This window comes from Pelomonas caseinilytica, assembly GCF_021353235.1.
GTDB lineage: Bacteria > Pseudomonadota > Gammaproteobacteria > Burkholderiales > Burkholderiaceae_C > Pelomonas > Pelomonas caseinilytica.
This window is the reverse complement of sequence record NZ_JAJTWT010000002.1, coordinates 16603-30742: the sequence shown is the minus strand read 5'-3', so window position 1 is coordinate 30742 and position 14140 is coordinate 16603. Positions and strand designations below refer to the sequence as shown.

Below are 14140 nucleotides of genomic sequence, written 5' to 3'. Positions count from 1 at the left end.
CTTTCAGCCATCGCCCGGCTGACGCGGGTCTCAGCTCTCACGGCTGCCCTTTGGCGCTATCGCCCCCGCCGCCCCGCCGGCGTCAGCGGAATGCTCCTCTCCGCAGCGCCCAGTTTGACCGCCTCCACGGGCATGCCGTAGACGACGCAGCTGGCTTCGTCCTGGGCCAGCGTCAAGGCGCCGGCCTCGCGCATCGCCAGCAGGCCGCGCGCGCGTCGTCGCCCATGCCCGTCATCAACACGCCCAGCGCGTTGAAGCTGGCGCAGCGGGCCACGGAGCGCAGCAGCACGTCGACCGAAGGCCGGTGGCGGTTCACCGGCAGGCCATCGGAGACGTTCACCTGGTATTACGCACCGCTGCGCGAGAGCTGCATGTGGCGCCCGCCGGGGGCGATCAGCACCCGGCCGGGCAGCACGCGGTCGCCCTGGCGCGCTTCGCGCACCTCAGCTGGAGCAGGTTGAGATCCTCACTGGCAAGATGCCCGAGATCGTTCTGGCCGACCGCGGCTATCGCGGCGTCGAGCCCGCATGTGGGGCGCGGCTGCTGATCAGCCAAACGTGGCGACTGCCCACGCGGCTGCAGAAGCTGCTCAAGCGGCGCCAGGTGGTGGAGCCCATGATCGGACACATGAAGGCCGACGGGCTGCTGGGCAGGAACTGGCTCAAGGGCCCGGAAGGCGACGCCTTGCATGCGCTGCTGTGCGGCGCCGGGCACAACCTGCGGATGATCCTGCGGCACCTGCGGGTGCATTATTGCGTCGTCCTCGGCGCCGTCGGTATGGCGGCCTCGCTGCTCTGGCAACTGCTCACCCCATCATTGCCTCTCGGCATCTGCGCGGGACGGCAGAGCACCGCGACGCGCCGCTGAAAACGAGTTGTTCAGGGCCGACTACTTAGACGAAACCATAGTGACCAGCGGCGCGCATCCGCTCTTTTCATCTACGGAAAACGAAACGGTTGTAGTGCCATGATATTCGAGAGTCTTGCTTAAACTGGTAACGTCCGTGGCGTCGGTTGTTCCGTCCGGCGTGCCAAAAATTGACCGGATCTGTTCCTGATGAATGCAGACATTTGGCGATATCTCGATCTGCACTATTGCTTACGCATCGCGAACACGTCTACGCGAAGCTGCAGATCCAGAGCGTTGCGGAGCTTACGCGCTTTGCGCTGCGTGAGGGCCTAACAACCTTGGATGCCCGCCCACCCCGTTAGTTGGTTCGCGGTCACAGCGGGCCGGGCTTCACCGCCGAGCAGCCGCCGCAAGAAGGCGGCGGTTGCCATCTTCAAGCTGGACGCAGGTTGAACGATCGGCTGCCCGCCGTGATCTCACAGTCCTGTTCTTCCCCACGCCGCAGGTTGGCTGGCCGAGACGGGCGGCCCATCGTTCAAGCGGTAACACTATGCTGTGTCGGGGCTTGGTGCTGCGATGGCGGATGGGAACGGAGTCGGAATTTGATGCGATGCAATGAAGTGGTCGTGCGGTCAGTGAGCCATGCCTGTCGTCTGGGCCTGTTGGTTGCCGCGGCCATGCTGACCGGCTGCTCCACCTATCGCCCCTGGATCAACGAAGGACTGCCCGAGGCGGGAGGGGCGCTCGCGGTGGCCCCGTCGCCGCCGCGCCGCGCCTTTCCGCCCGTGGCGGCCGCCGTCACGTTGTCGGGTGGTGGCGCCCGTGCCGCAGCATTCGGCTTGGGGGTGCTGCGGGAAATGAAGGCCACGGAATTCAACCTCGATGGCCGGCCCACCACGCTGCTGGACCAGGTCGTGCTGGTCAGCGGCGTCTCGGGCGGCAGCATCCTGGCCGCGCACTACGCGGCCTTCGGCGACGAGACGCTGACGCGCTTCGAACCGGACTTCCTGCTCGTTCCTTTCGAGGCCGGCCTCATCAGGCAGGCCTTCGCGCCCCTGCGGCTGTACCACCTCACGTCGCCGTGGTACGGGCGCAGCCACATCCTGGTCCAGCGGCTCGACGAGCTCTATCGCGGCCGCAGCTTCGGCGACCTCAAGGCGCGCCCCGGCGCGCCCGAGTTGCTGGTGACCGCCACGGACCTCACCACCGGGGCGCCTTTCGACTTCACACCTGAGCAGTTCGGCCTCATCTGCTCGGACCTGGACCGCACTCCGCTGTCGTTCGCCATCGCCGCCTCTTCGGCCGTTCCGATCCTGCTTTCGCCGCTGACGCTGGAGAACCACGCCGGAGAGTGCACGTCCGCGCCGCTGCCCTTCCACAAGGCGGCTGGCACCGCCGACTACCGCACTCGGATGCTGGCCCTGAGCGCCGACAGCTACCGCGACGCCAAGGAGCGCCCCTTCATCCATCTGGTGGATGGCGGCGTATCGGACAACACGGGGGCTCGGCTGATGCTGGACCGGCTGCTGGCCGGAGGCTCGATCGCCTCATCCTTCCCCGACGCGGCACCCGGCTCCATCCGCCGCTTGATCCTGATCACGGTCAACTCGGAACGGGGCCTGGCGGAGCGCATCGACGCGAGCGATCGCGTGCCCTCAACGGGGCAGGTCGTCGAGACTCTGGTCTTCGGTGCCGGAGCGCGCGAGACACAGGTCACGCTCGGGATGCTCCACGATGACAACCGACGCTGGCAGGAGGAACTTTTGAGCACCCGCGGCAAGCCTGGCAGCCCGTTCGCTGCGGATGCCGAGCTTCACATCGTCAGCGTGAGCCTGCACGATGTGCCGGACGACAGGATCCGGCACAGCCTTTTGCGCGTGCCGACTGCTTTCACGATCGAGGCGAGCGACGTGCAGGCGCTGCAGAAAGCGGGCGCTGCGGCCCTGCGCGAATCGCCGGCTTTCAATCGGCTGAAGGTCGGTTTGACCGGACTGGATCGACCCGCTTCATCAGACCGTCCATGAATGTTTCGCTCACTGCCTTGAAGACCTCACTGACCTGTGGGAGAGGCCGAACCAGAAGGCGGATAGAGAGTGAAGGCTTCATTGCGTTGCGCCGCCCGACTTGACGGCAAACCCGCCACCCGCTGCGCCTGGAGCCGAGCCGCTGAACTTCCAACCGCCGCGCGGAGTTGCTTGGAACTGGTATCTGATAGGACGTCAGCCACGTGCGGAAGGCGCTGATCGTTGAGGCGGTCTCCGATGCCGGCGAATTCGAGGCAGGTGCGGCGCTCGGGAAGCTCAATAAGCCGTTGCGGTCCGCAGGGCAGAAGCGCTGCTGGGGGGTAAGCGTTTGCTGCCGGAGCTTCTTAGGCCCAGGGGGCTGACTTCCATCGTGGCGTGGGCGTAAGTCCCTGCGCCTGCAGGTGAACATGCGAGGCGCCGCCTGTGCTTTGCGTGGGCGGCGCGCGGTCGCAACGACGCGCGGATGATAGTGCCTGATGACGGGGGCGTTGTTGTAGGCGCCCAGGTAGCGCCGCCCCTGTGCCTCGTGGAGCCACACCTCACTGCCTTGGACGATGTGCATTGAGCAGGGTGTCATTCACGGGCCATCATTCCTCGCGGCAAGGCGCCGAGATATCGCAGGTGCAGTTGGTCTTGACCTGCGCAATGGAGCGAGCATCCTGCGAGAAAGTCGCTGAAGCGTCACCGCGAAAGCCAGCCCCGCCGATCCCCGTCAACCGCGCAGGGACGCCAGGCCCTCGCCGAAGATGTCAAGCGCCTTGAACAGTAGCGAGCGTGGGATGGTCAGCGAGGGCATGACGCGCATGACGTTTGTGTATCGGCCACAGGGGATCATCAGCACGCCGTGGCTCGTGACGTGGTTCATCAGCCGGCCCAGGCGCTCACCCTTCAGTGGCTCCTTGGTAGCCCGGTCCTCCACGAGCTCGATTCCGATCATCAGGCCTCGACCGCGGACTTCGCCGACCCAGGGACTGTTGAAGCCGCGGATGTAGTCCTGCGCTTCCTGTCCCAGTGCGTGCGCGCGGTTCAGCAAGTCGAGCGAGGGATCTTGCAGGATGGCGATGTTGGTCAGGGCCACGGCGGCCGAGACGGAATTCGCTGCGAAGGTATTGGGTGCGCTGCCGTCGGGAATCTTGGCGGCCAGGTCTTTGCGCATGACCAACCCAGCCATCGGCACGTCGCCGCCGACGCCCTTGCCGAAGGTCATCATGTCCGGCTTCACGCCGGAATGCTCGACCGCCCACATCTTGCCGGTGCGCCCAGCACCGGCTTGCACCTCATCCACGATCAGCAGTGCGCCGCTCTTGTCGCAGGCCTTGCGGACCAACTGCAGGAACTCGGGTGCCGGCGGCACGTAACCGCCTTCTCCCTGGACAGGTTCCACGATGACCGCAGCAACGTCATCAGCCGCGGTATAGGGCGTGTTCAGCAGGTAGTCGACGTACTCTCCCGCAATTCGTTCGGCGCTCTTGTGTGTCGTGTCGAACGGGAAGCGATAGGCATAAGGGTAGGGCGCGTGAATCACGCCCGGCATGAACGGCCCGAAGCCCTTGCGGTAGTTGGTGCCTGTGGTCAGTGAGCCCGAGGCGTGCCAGACGCCGTGGTAGGCGCCGTGGAAGGCGATGATCTGGTGCCGGCCGGTGACGCGCCGTGCGAACTTCACGGCAGCCTCGAGCGCGTCGCTGCCGCTCTGCGCGAAGTAGGTGATGCAGTTGCCGCGTAGACCCTCGGGTGCGATTTCGGAAATCTTGGTCGCCAACTCGGTGCGCCTGGTGCTGTTGACCTCCATCGAGTGCATCAGCGACTCGGACTGCGCCCGCATCGCTGCCACCACCCGCGGGTGGCAGCGACCGACGCTGCTTACGCCCACACCGGCCGACAGGTCGATGAAGGTGTTGCCGTCCGGGTCCTTGAAGGTCACGCCGAAGGCGCGATCCATGACCATGGGCATGCGCCCGCCACCGCGGGCCATCGATTCCGTTTGCGCGGACTGCTCCAGTGCCGCGGTCGACTTGGGACCAGGGAAGGTGGCCGACACCATCTTCGGTGCGTCGGGAAAGTTCAAGGATTCCAGTTCAGTTTCGATCACGACGGACCTCGCTCACGTTGTTGGTTAGTGCACTGCCATGGTGTCGTGCACCGCGACTGCGCAGGTAGCCCGAATCGGCAGGCCCTCGGTCCGCGCACTGCCAAAGGCGGCTAACGTTTCGGCAGGTTGAATGTCCAGAGTCCGCAGCCGAGGCTTGAGTGGCGTGCTTCCCCGACGAGCGATCCGCCGCCCAGCACGCGAACGCGAAGTGCTGCCCCGACCTTGGTCAGCTCCGCCCGGCAGCGCCGCCCTCAGAGCATGCGGCCGAGCACGTCGGTCTGTCTGCCCTTGTCGAAGAAGCGGTGCTTCAGCGCGCCGGCCACGTGCAGCACCACCAGCGCCAGCAGTGTGTAGGCCAGCACGCGATGCAACAGCTTGAAGACCTCGAACCACTTGTCGTTCTTGGGCAGCAACTCGGGCAGGTGACCGAGGAAGAAGAAGGGCACGCCGTCGCTCTGGGCGAAGGTGCTGGACATCGAGTAGCCCATCAGCGGTACGACGATCATCAGCACGTACAGCGCACGATGTGCGAATTTCGACAGCGTACGTTCCCAGGCTGCCAGGCCGGCTGGAGGCTCCGGCATGCGATGCCGAATGCGCAGCAGGCCCTGCGCCAGGGCCAGCATCAGCGCCAGCAGGCCGAATTGCTTGTGATTGGGATAGAACGACTCGAATTTGACTGGCAGCTCGTCGGGCAGGTTCACCATCACGATGCCCGCCGTCAGCGTGCCGAGCACCGCGGCGGCCCGCAGCCAATGGAGCCATCGCATGCTGGCGGGATATCTGTCGGTTGCGGTGGTCGTGTGATCGTTCATATCGGCGGGGCGAAGTGGCGTGTGAGCTGAATCAGAGGGGGACACTGCCGCGGTACTGCCGACGATAGCGGCCGCAGAGGCTGGTCAGTACTTCGAAGGCATTCGTCCGTGCCAGTTGGGCGAGGGCGTTGATGTCCTGGACCTCGTCGAGGACCTCCAGCAGCCTTCCGGGTGTGAGCCGCTCGTCATCGACATCGGTGATGTCCACGGTGACGGTATCGGTCGACGGGCGCCCGACCCAGGTCATGCGGCGGCCTTGCAAGCGCAGCCTGCCGTGGGATGCGGGGCCGCACAGGTAGTCGCCGACTGGCCCCAGCGCCACGGTCGCCAACCGGGTCGGACGCTGTGCGCGCGAGGTGTTTCGATCGCCCATGGGCTCGCCGGTGGAGATGTGCTGGCAGTGCAGCAGGCGCGCCTGCACCTGCACGACCTGCCGCATCGGGGTGCGCTGGCCAACGGTCGGCGTCGCCCCGTACATCGCGGCCCCGGTGCGCACGAGGTCCAGATGAAAATCCGCCCCGAGGAAGATGCCGGCCGAGCAGGCCAGGCTGGCGCGCGCTGCGGGGAAGCGCTGGCGCCAGCGGTGGACCAGTTCGAGCTGCCGCCGGTTGGCGGGATGTTGGGGGTTCCGCGCGTGCACGAGGTCGCTGATCACCAGCTCGGTGGCGAGGCCCGCCAGGCCGTCGTCCGCATCGATCAACCGCGCAAGGATCAACGGCGAGAGCCCCTGCCGGGACATGGCAGTGTCCACCTGCAGCGCCGTCGGCAGCGCGCGCCCCAGCCTGCGGGCCAGCGCGCGCCAATGGTCGACCTGCTGCCGGCTGCCGAGCACGGGCACGAGGCCATAGGTCAGGCAGTCCTGCTCGGCCTCCCGGGGGGCACCATGCAGCACATACAGGCGGGCTTCGCGAGGCCAGACGTCGGCCAGTGAGTCGCGCAGGCGAATGCCCTCGTCGACCCGGGCGACGAAGAACTCCCGGCACCCTGCCTGCAGCAGGCGTCGTACCACCGGTGTGGCGCCGAGACCGTAGGCATCGGCTTTCACCACCGCCGCGCATCGGGCTGGCGCGGTGAGCCGGGCCAGCGCCTGCCAGTTGCTGGCCAGGGCGTCGAGGTCGACGGTCAGTACGGCAGGCCGCCCATTCATCACGTGGCGGCCTCAGTTCCGCCCGGACGCCGGATCGGCAACGACACCCTGACGCGAGAAATAGACCTGTCGCTGGTCGGCAAGCATCGCCACGCCTGTCAGCGCCGCGTGATCGGCGCGCATGTCGGCGCGGAAGGTGGCACCCGCATCGGTGCTGGTCAACACCAGGCCGTCGAGCCCGACGGCAACGACGCGCTGGCCGCGCGCTGCGAGGGCGGTGATGGAGGACTTGCTGCCCGTCTCCACGCGCACCCAGCTGCGCCCGTCGTCGACGCTGCGATAAAGCGAGCCCCGCAGTCCGCCGGTCAGCAGCACGCCGCCTGGCAGGGCCAGCCCGGTCCAGAACGAGCCCTTGTAGCCAGTGGTGGCATAGGTCCAGCTGGCGCCCCGGTCGTCGGAGCGGAGCACCATGCCGCGCTCGGCAGCGGCGTAGAGGGTGCCGTGTTCGTCGGCGAACAGGCCGAGCAGGTTCAGGTCGGCCTTCTTCGCGCCCTCGGGCGGTCCCGGCGGCACCTCCCGCCAGCTGACGCCGCCGTCAGCGGTGACCAGCACCAACGACCAGAGACCCACGGCAACGCCATGCTGGCCATCGAAGAAGTGCACGGCGAACAGCGGTCGGTCGTGCCGCACGTCCTGGCGCTGCACGCTCCAGCTCTCGCCGCCGTCCTGCGTCGCCAGCACGACGCCCCAGTGTCCTACCGCCCAGCCGTGGCGTTCGTCCGCGAAGCTCACGGAGGTCAGGGTCACGTCCATCGGCACACGGCCTGCCTGGCGGAAGTGCCGGCCTTCGTCGTCGGACAGCATGACGACGCCCCGCTCGCCCACCGCAACGATCCGGCGACCGGCGTTTGCGCTGGCGAGCAAGCCCGCCTGGGCGGCCTGTGGCAGGTGGGCGGCCGGCTGGACGATGGGCTCGGCGGCGGGTTCCGCGGCGAGGGCGCCGGCCTGGACCAGGACGGCGCCGGCCACGCAGAGAAGTCTTGCAGACAGCTTCATGGCGTCAGTGGTGCTGCAGGCCGGTGATGCGCACCGGCTGCCGGCGCGGGAACATGCGTTCGAGCAGGACGGCTATGGCGGGCAGGGTGGTCATGGCCATGACCATGTTGACCATGAACATGAAGGCGAGCAGCTTGCCCATGTCGGCCTGGAACTTGAGCGACGAGAACGACCAGGTCGCCACGCCCACGGCCAGCGTGACGGCGGTGAAGATCGTGGCCATGCCGACCTCCAGGATGGCGTGCTCGACAGCCTGCACGATGGTCTGCCCGCCGGCAAGATGCATCAGCAGGCGGTTGTAGATGTAGAAGGCGTAGTCCACGCCGATGCCTACCGCGAGCACCATCACCGGGAGGGTGGCCACGGTCAGCCCGATCTGCAGCTCCTTCATGAACCAGTAGCCGATGAAGGTGCCGACGGTCAGCGGCAGGCAGCAGGCCACCACGGCACGCCAGTCGCGGTAGACGAGGAACACGAGGACCACGATGGCCGCGTAGACGTACAGAATCATCGGCAGCTCGCTCCTCTCGACCTCGTCATCAATGGCCGCGAGGATGCCGGCGTTGCCCGAGGCCAGGCGGATGGTGACGCCCGGGAGAGTGTGGACGTTGCGGAAGGCCTTCACCGCGTCGATCACGCGCTGAATGGTGGTGGCCTTGTGGTCCGTCAGGAAAAGGTGCACGGCGGTCATGCTGCAGTCCTTGCGCATGAGGCCGCGGATGCGCGCGATCTCCGTGGACAACGCGGCGTAGTTGCCGGCGTCGATGGGCACTGCATTCATCTTCGGATTGCCTTCGTTGTAGCCCTCGTTGAACAGCCGCAGCTGACCCGCATACGAGTTGATCGACAGCACGCCGGGTACGGGCTGCATGGCCCAGTTGAAGCGGTCCTGATAGAGGCCGACGTTGACGTTTTCGCAGCTGTCCGGGGGCGCCTCGAAGATGACGGTCAACCAGTCGAGCCCGATGTCGTAGCTGCTGGAAATCGACACGGCGTCGCGGTTGAAGCGCGAGTCGGCGCGGAGCTCCGGCGCGCCGGGCTGCAGGGTGCCCACCACACGGTCGCGACTCTGCCACGCGGCGGTCACGAACAGGCCGGCGGTGACGGCCACGACGACGACGGCCCGGCGCGGCTCCGCGAGCCCGGCCAGCGCGCGCAGCCAACCCGCGCGGCGTTCACGCTTGATCACGGCCTTGTCCGCATAGGCCTTGTCGACGGTGAAGTAGGACGCGGCCACCGGCAGCATGACAAGGTTGGTCACGATCTTGTAGGCCACGCCCAGTGACGCCGTGATGGCCAGTTCCCGCACCATCGGGATCGGGATCAGCAGCAGCGTGATGAAGGAGACGAAGGCCGTCACCAGCGCGAGCGTGCCGGGAATCAACAGGCCGGAGAAGCTGTCGCGGCAGGCGTCGAAACTGCTGCGGCCGTTGGCGATCTCGCGCACGATGTAGTTGATCTGCTGCACGCCATGCGAGACGCCGATGGCGAAGACGAGGAAGGGCACCAGCACGCCCAGCGGGTCGAGGCCGAATCCCAGCAGGCGCAGCGTGCCGAACTGCCACACCAGCGAGGTCAGCGAGCAGGCGATGGGCAGCAGCGTGAACCGAATCGAATGGCAGTACCAGTAGACCGCCAGCGCCGTCAGCAGCAGCGCGATGCCGCAGAACTTGAGGACGGAGCGGGCGCCGTCCGCGATGTCGCCTATCTGCTTGGCGAAGCCGATGATCTGGATCTCGAAGTCGGCGTCCTCGAACTTGTCGCGCAGCTGCGTTTCCAGCTGCCGGTTGTAGGCGATGTAGTCCAGCTTCTCGCCTTTGGCGTCGTACTCCAGCAGCTCGGCGCTGACCATGGCGCTCGTCTCGTCGCGTGAAACCAGCGTGCCGACGAAGCCGCCTTGCATGGTGGCCTGACGAATCGCGGCGATGGTCTCCGGCCGCAACGCCTCGGGAGTGATGGTGCCGTCGATCAACGGGTCGGCTCGAAAGCCTTCCTCCGTGATCTCGTTGACGAAGCTGTTGGGCGTCCACAGCGACTGCACGCCGAGGCGCTCGACGTTGGGCAGGTAGCCGACGGCCTGCGTCACGTCATACAGGCGCTTCAGCGCCGCTGCATTCCAGATGTCGCTCCGGCGCGCCTTGACGACGACGGTCAGGCGGTTGGCGCCCAGGACGTCGTCCCGGTACTTCTGGAACGTCGCGATGTACTCGTGCCCGATGGGCATCTGCTTCTCGAAGCCGGCGTCCATGCGCAGTTGTGCGGCGAACCATCCCAGCGCCACAGTGAACAGGGCCAGCGAAAGCAGGATCGCTCGCCGCTTGTCGAAGACGAGCGTCTCGACCCATGCGACGGAGCGGGTCAGAAGAGTGTCGGGAGGGCGGGAATGCATGGGTCAGCAGTGCGGGGAGAAGGCCACATCCCGGGGCCGGTCGGCGACCCGGGCCGTCCGGGATGAGGCATCAGCGGCCACGGAGGTCTCAGAAGTTGCGCGAGACCGTCAGGCCGACGAAGTCGCGATCGCGAAGCGGCTGGTCGAAGACGCGGCTGCCTCCGAAGAAGTGGGCCAGGTTCACCGACGCCTGCCAGTTGGCCGGGTTCTGCACGAAGTTCAGGGTGAAGTTCACCGACTTGGCGCCTTCCATGAACAAGCCCACGGCGTTGGGCGTCCGTCCCTTGACCGCCTGGAAGTAGAAGATCTCCGGCGTCACCTGCCAGCCGGCGATCAGGGTGCCGTCATAGGTCCAGCTGAAGTCGAAGTTGTAGCCCCAGGAGTTCTTGGTGCCCGTGGCTTGCGGCGCGGCGGTAGGGTCGTACTCCTGGCCCCAGCCCCAGGCGCCGGCCGAGACAGGATCGCCGCCGTAGGCCGCCTTCAGGTGCGGGTATCGAATCACCACGGCCTCGGCCATCAGCGTAGCCGTATCCGCGCCCAGCGCCTTCAGCACATATCCCGCGGTGTTGGGCGTGATGCTCAGCAGGCCGGTCAGGTGCCACTGATAGCGTTTCTCGTCGACCCAGCAATTGCCGTTCTGCGAGGCGCAGCCGCTGACCGCTGAGTTGAGCGACACGGCGTCTTTGGGGCGGTAGGAGAGCTCGGTGCCGATCGCCCAGTCGCCCAGCGGCAGGTTGGCGCTCAGGCCGTATAGCCGACGATCCTTCGCGAAGGCCCAGCCGATCACGCCCGGCCCGCCTGCGTTCATGCTGAAGTTGGGGGCTTTGTCGTGGTAGGCCATCGCGTAGGCACCAAAGTTCAGCTGGGTGCCTTCCGGCTGCCAGCGCAGCGAAGCGCCCCACTGGCCGCCGTTGCCGGGCTTGGCCTGCGTCAGGCCGTAGGCGTCGTGGCCGGTGCCCATGCCGTTGGCAACCGACCAGTAGCTGCCGGTGGGCGGGAGGTAGTTGGCGTTCCAGCGCGCCTGCACATAGGCCTCGGCATTCAGGCCGTGGCCCAGGCCGGAGCTGACGCTCACGATGGGGGCTGGCAGGAACGCCTCCTTGAGCTGCGTGCCCGGCTGGGACAGGCGCATCACGTCCACAGCATTCGTGCTGTTGATGCCACCCGGCATGAACAGGCTTTCACCCCAGCTGATGACCTGGTTGCCCACGCGCACGCGGCCCTGCTGGTCGCCGATCTGGAAGCTCTTGCTGACCCAGAAGTCCAGCAGTCGAGCCTTGAAGCGCAAGTCCTTGCGGGCGTCGTCGGCCAGGCCATCGGTCAGCGCTGGCGGCGTGGTCGCACTGACGATGCCGGTGGTAGAAGTGGATGAGAAGTCCCTCACCCAGTTCACGCGGCCCAGGAAGGTGAGGTCCTCCGGCATCTTCAGCAGCAGCTCGTGGCTGCCCTTGAGATAGGTCGTGAAGGGGTCCCCCTTGCCGTAGTTGAGGTTGCCCTGGTCGCCCAGCGCGGAGGTCGGTGCCAGGCAGCCCGTGGGCGCGCCGCTGCCGCTTGCCCCCGCCACGATGAGCGTGCAGTCGGGGTTCTTCAGGCGGATGCCGGTACCCACCGTGATCGTCGAGTCGAAGTTGCCCCGCACGCCGCCCAGCTCGAACGTGAATGCCTGAGCGACACCGCCCAGGAGTGCGCCGACGGCCAGGACCGTCGCCCTCAGGCGCAGTGAATAGTTCTTGTCCATGATCGTTCTCCTCACGGTAGTTCAGCGCTCGCTGATCGCACGCAGGTTGTCGTTGGTGTAGAAGCCCGCCTTGAACCGGGGGCCGTTGGGTTCCGTGACCCAGCGCACATCCGCTCCGGTTCCCACCGTGTGCGTGTCGAAGACGTAGCGCCCCTCGGCCACGTTGTACTGGACCATCGCCATGACGTCGCAAGTGCCGGTCTCGTAGACCGGGATGGCGAAACCTTCGCGCAGCTTGGCCAGCTTTCCCTGCCCGTCGAAGTCGTCCATCATCAGCGGCGCCCAGCTGTCCTCGTCGAGGTAGATCGTGCGCTTGGGCGCCGAGTGCCGCATGCCGGCCTTGACGGTCGCCTCGATGACCCACACCCGGTGCATTTCGTAGCGCCGGTGGCTGGGTGCGATGAAGTCGTTGCCCGCCACATCCTCGAACTTGGCCTTGAAGTCATGGCCGCCGAAGTTGTTGTACGGGACGATCATTTCCTTCTTGCCCACCAGCTTCCAGTCGAAGCGGTCGAGCGCGCCGTTGAAGACGTTGGGCTCATCCAGCGTGTACTGGTTCTCCATGCCGATCTGCGGCGAGTCGTGCGAGTAGGTGGGCATGCGCCGCACGCGGCGCTGCCCGGGGAAGTAGTAGAAGGTTTCGTTCTCGGCCTGGTTGAGGTACTGCGTGATCGCCAAGGCCTGGCCGGCCAGGGCGGCCGGGGCGCTGTAGCCGAAGTAGACGTAGAACTCCACCGGCGGATAGGACGACAGCGCATGCGAGCCCTTCGCGCCAGTCGGGATGAACAGCGTCTGTTCGGAGTCGGCGCGGATCCATTCGGTGCTGCCGCGGCGAGGCGATACGGCGGTGATCGTCTTCTTGTAGTCGATGCCCACGCCGCGGTAGCGCATCTTGGCGTTCCACATCGCCTCCACGCCGTTGGCCGGCAGTGGGAAGGGGTAGCCGGGCACGGTGGCTTCCTTGAGGCTCCAGCCATCGGCGGCCACCTTGGCGGTACCGACATTCTTGCGCGTGTTCGCGGCGACGAAGTCCGGCACGCCGCAGGTGCGGCGCGACGGATAGACGTCCATGCGGTAGCCCTTGATCTGCTTGAGCACCGCCAGCTGACCCGCCGAGAGCTTGTCGGCATGCTTGTCAGCTGACGCTGCATCGATGCTGTACAGCGGTTTGTCGTCCTTGTACTTCCAGTGGTCGCGGCGCAGCTTGCCCCACTCGTACCCGGGCAGCGGCGCGACTGCTCCTTCCCAGACCGGGATGGCGCCATCGCCGCTGGCCTCCTTCGTGGCGCCGGATGGCGTGAGCTTGTCCAGCGGCGACAGATCGGCCGCGGCGGCCAGGTGGCCGCCCCACAGGAGGGCCGTGAGGATGGCCAGTCGGGTGAGGCCACGTCCGGCCGGGCACAGGGATGTGTGCAGAGGCATGAGATCTCCGATGTTGGAAGCGAGAGGCGTAAAGGGCGTCGAGGGCGGATGCCTAGACGATGGCGAGAACGTCGGTGGCCGGACGGCGTGGCTTGCGCGGCCAGTTGCCGGGCGCCGGGCGCCCGACGGTCACGAGCAGGACGGGCAGTTCGTCGTCGGCGAGGTCGAATCCGGCGCGCACCTGGTCAGGATCGAAACCGATCATGGGTCCGCTGGCCAGGCCCATGGCCTGGGCGGCGATCATCAGCGTCATGGCGGCAAGCGAGGCCGAGCGGATGGCCTCGTCGCGCTGCATCTGGGCATCGTCGGCATAGGTCTGGATCGCGCTGTCGACCATGGCCGCCACCGTCTCGGCATCGACGTGGCCGGTGTCCTGAAAGCGCTTCAGCGCGTCGCGCAGGCCGAGATGAGGACGCAGCCGCCCGCAGACGATGAAGGTGGCCGAGGATTCGAGCACCTTGCGCTGGCCGTAGGCCATCTCGCACAGCTGCGCCTTCCGTGCGGTCGAGTGCACGGCGATGAAGTGCCAGTTCTGGAAGTTGTAGGCGCTGGGCGCTTCGCTGGCGTAGCGCACCAATTCAGCCAACGTTGCCTCGTCGACAGAGAACGAGGGGTCGAAGTGGTTGACCGAGGTGCGCTGCAGGATCAGGTCGAGGGCTGGGTGGGGCATG

General features: G+C 66.7%; 9 protein-coding genes and 2 pseudogenes. 2 read left to right on the top strand and 9 right to left on the bottom strand.

Features of this window, described 5'->3' with window-relative positions; translation table 11 throughout:
- Nucleotides 1-56 precede the first annotated feature (56 nt).
- Nucleotides 57-442, bottom strand: a pseudogene (locus tag LXT12_RS04080) (chemotaxis protein CheB); the annotation flags it as partial.
- A gap of 143 nt (nt 443-585) precedes the next feature.
- Here LXT12_RS04080 and LXT12_RS04075 point away from each other — a divergent pair.
- Nucleotides 586-867, top strand: a pseudogene (locus LXT12_RS04075) (IS5/IS1182 family transposase); the annotation flags it as partial.
- 659 nt (nt 868-1526) lie between these two features.
- Nucleotides 1527-2873, top strand: a complete 1347-nt coding sequence (locus tag LXT12_RS04070; RefSeq protein ID WP_233389752.1) for a patatin-like phospholipase family protein — start codon at nt 1527-1529, stop codon at nt 2871-2873.
- A gap of 712 nt (nt 2874-3585) precedes the next feature.
- Here LXT12_RS04070 and LXT12_RS04065 read toward each other — a convergent pair.
- The 8 genes from LXT12_RS04065 to LXT12_RS04030 all read right to left on the bottom strand — a co-directional run bounded on the left by LXT12_RS04065 (nt 3586) and on the right by LXT12_RS04030 (nt 14139).
- Nucleotides 3586-4938: an aspartate aminotransferase family protein gene (locus LXT12_RS04065; protein ID WP_233389749.1), complete on the bottom strand. Its 1353-nt coding sequence runs from the start codon at nt 4936-4938 to the stop codon at nt 3586-3588.
- 275 nt (nt 4939-5213) lie between these two features.
- Nucleotides 5214-5777: a cytochrome b gene (locus tag LXT12_RS04060; protein ID WP_255763471.1), complete on the bottom strand. Its 564-nt coding sequence runs from the start codon at nt 5775-5777 to the stop codon at nt 5214-5216.
- A 31-nt stretch (nt 5778-5808) separates the two neighbouring features.
- Complete coding sequence (locus LXT12_RS04055) at nt 5809-6924, bottom strand: alanine racemase (protein ID WP_233389746.1); 1116 nt, start codon at nt 6922-6924, stop codon at nt 5809-5811.
- Nucleotides 6925-6936: 12 nt separating this feature from the next.
- Nucleotides 6937-7920 (bottom strand): WD40/YVTN/BNR-like repeat-containing protein, encoded by a 984-nt coding sequence (locus LXT12_RS04050; protein ID WP_233389744.1) that lies wholly within the window; start codon nt 7918-7920, stop codon nt 6937-6939.
- A gap of 4 nt (nt 7921-7924) precedes the next feature.
- A complete protein-coding gene (locus tag LXT12_RS04045; RefSeq protein ID WP_233389742.1) occupies nt 7925-10309 on the bottom strand; it encodes an efflux RND transporter permease subunit in 2385 nt (794 codons plus the stop codon).
- Between the two features lie 88 nt (nt 10310-10397).
- Nucleotides 10398-12047, bottom strand: a complete 1650-nt coding sequence (locus LXT12_RS04040; RefSeq protein ID WP_233389740.1) for a DUF1302 domain-containing protein — start codon at nt 12045-12047, stop codon at nt 10398-10400.
- 21 nt (nt 12048-12068) lie between these two features.
- On the bottom strand, nt 12069-13469 hold the full coding sequence (locus tag LXT12_RS04035; protein WP_233389738.1) for a DUF1329 domain-containing protein: 1401 nt from the start codon (nt 13467-13469) through the stop codon (nt 12069-12071).
- 52 nt (nt 13470-13521) lie between these two features.
- Nucleotides 13522-14139, bottom strand: coding sequence for a nitroreductase family protein (locus LXT12_RS04030; RefSeq protein WP_233389736.1), 618 nt, complete (start codon nt 14137-14139; stop codon nt 13522-13524).
- Nucleotide 14140: the final 1 nt, after the last annotated feature.

Bases quoted from the DNA above. Each gene is read 5' to 3' on its own strand.
- LXT12_RS04070 (WP_233389752.1), top strand. From the start codon at position 1,527: ATGCTGACCGGCTGCTCCACCTATCGCCCCTGGATCAACGAAGGACTG.
- LXT12_RS04060 (WP_255763471.1), bottom strand. From the start codon at position 5,777: ATGAACGATCACACGACCACCGCAACCGACAGATATCCCGCCAGCATG.
- LXT12_RS04055 (WP_233389746.1), bottom strand. From the start codon at position 6,924: ATGAATGGGCGGCCTGCCGTACTGACCGTCGACCTCGACGCCCTGGCC.
- LXT12_RS04050 (WP_233389744.1), bottom strand. From the start codon at position 7,920: ATGAAGCTGTCTGCAAGACTTCTCTGCGTGGCCGGCGCCGTCCTGGTC.
- LXT12_RS04045 (WP_233389742.1), bottom strand. From the start codon at position 10,309: ATGCATTCCCGCCCTCCCGACACTCTTCTGACCCGCTCCGTCGCATGG.
- LXT12_RS04040 (WP_233389740.1), bottom strand. From the start codon at position 12,047: ATGGACAAGAACTATTCACTGCGCCTGAGGGCGACGGTCCTGGCCGTC.
- LXT12_RS04035 (WP_233389738.1), bottom strand. From the start codon at position 13,469: ATGCCTCTGCACACATCCCTGTGCCCGGCCGGACGTGGCCTCACCCGA.
- LXT12_RS04030 (WP_233389736.1), bottom strand. From the start codon at position 14,139: ATGCCCCACCCAGCCCTCGACCTGATCCTGCAGCGCACCTCGGTCAAC.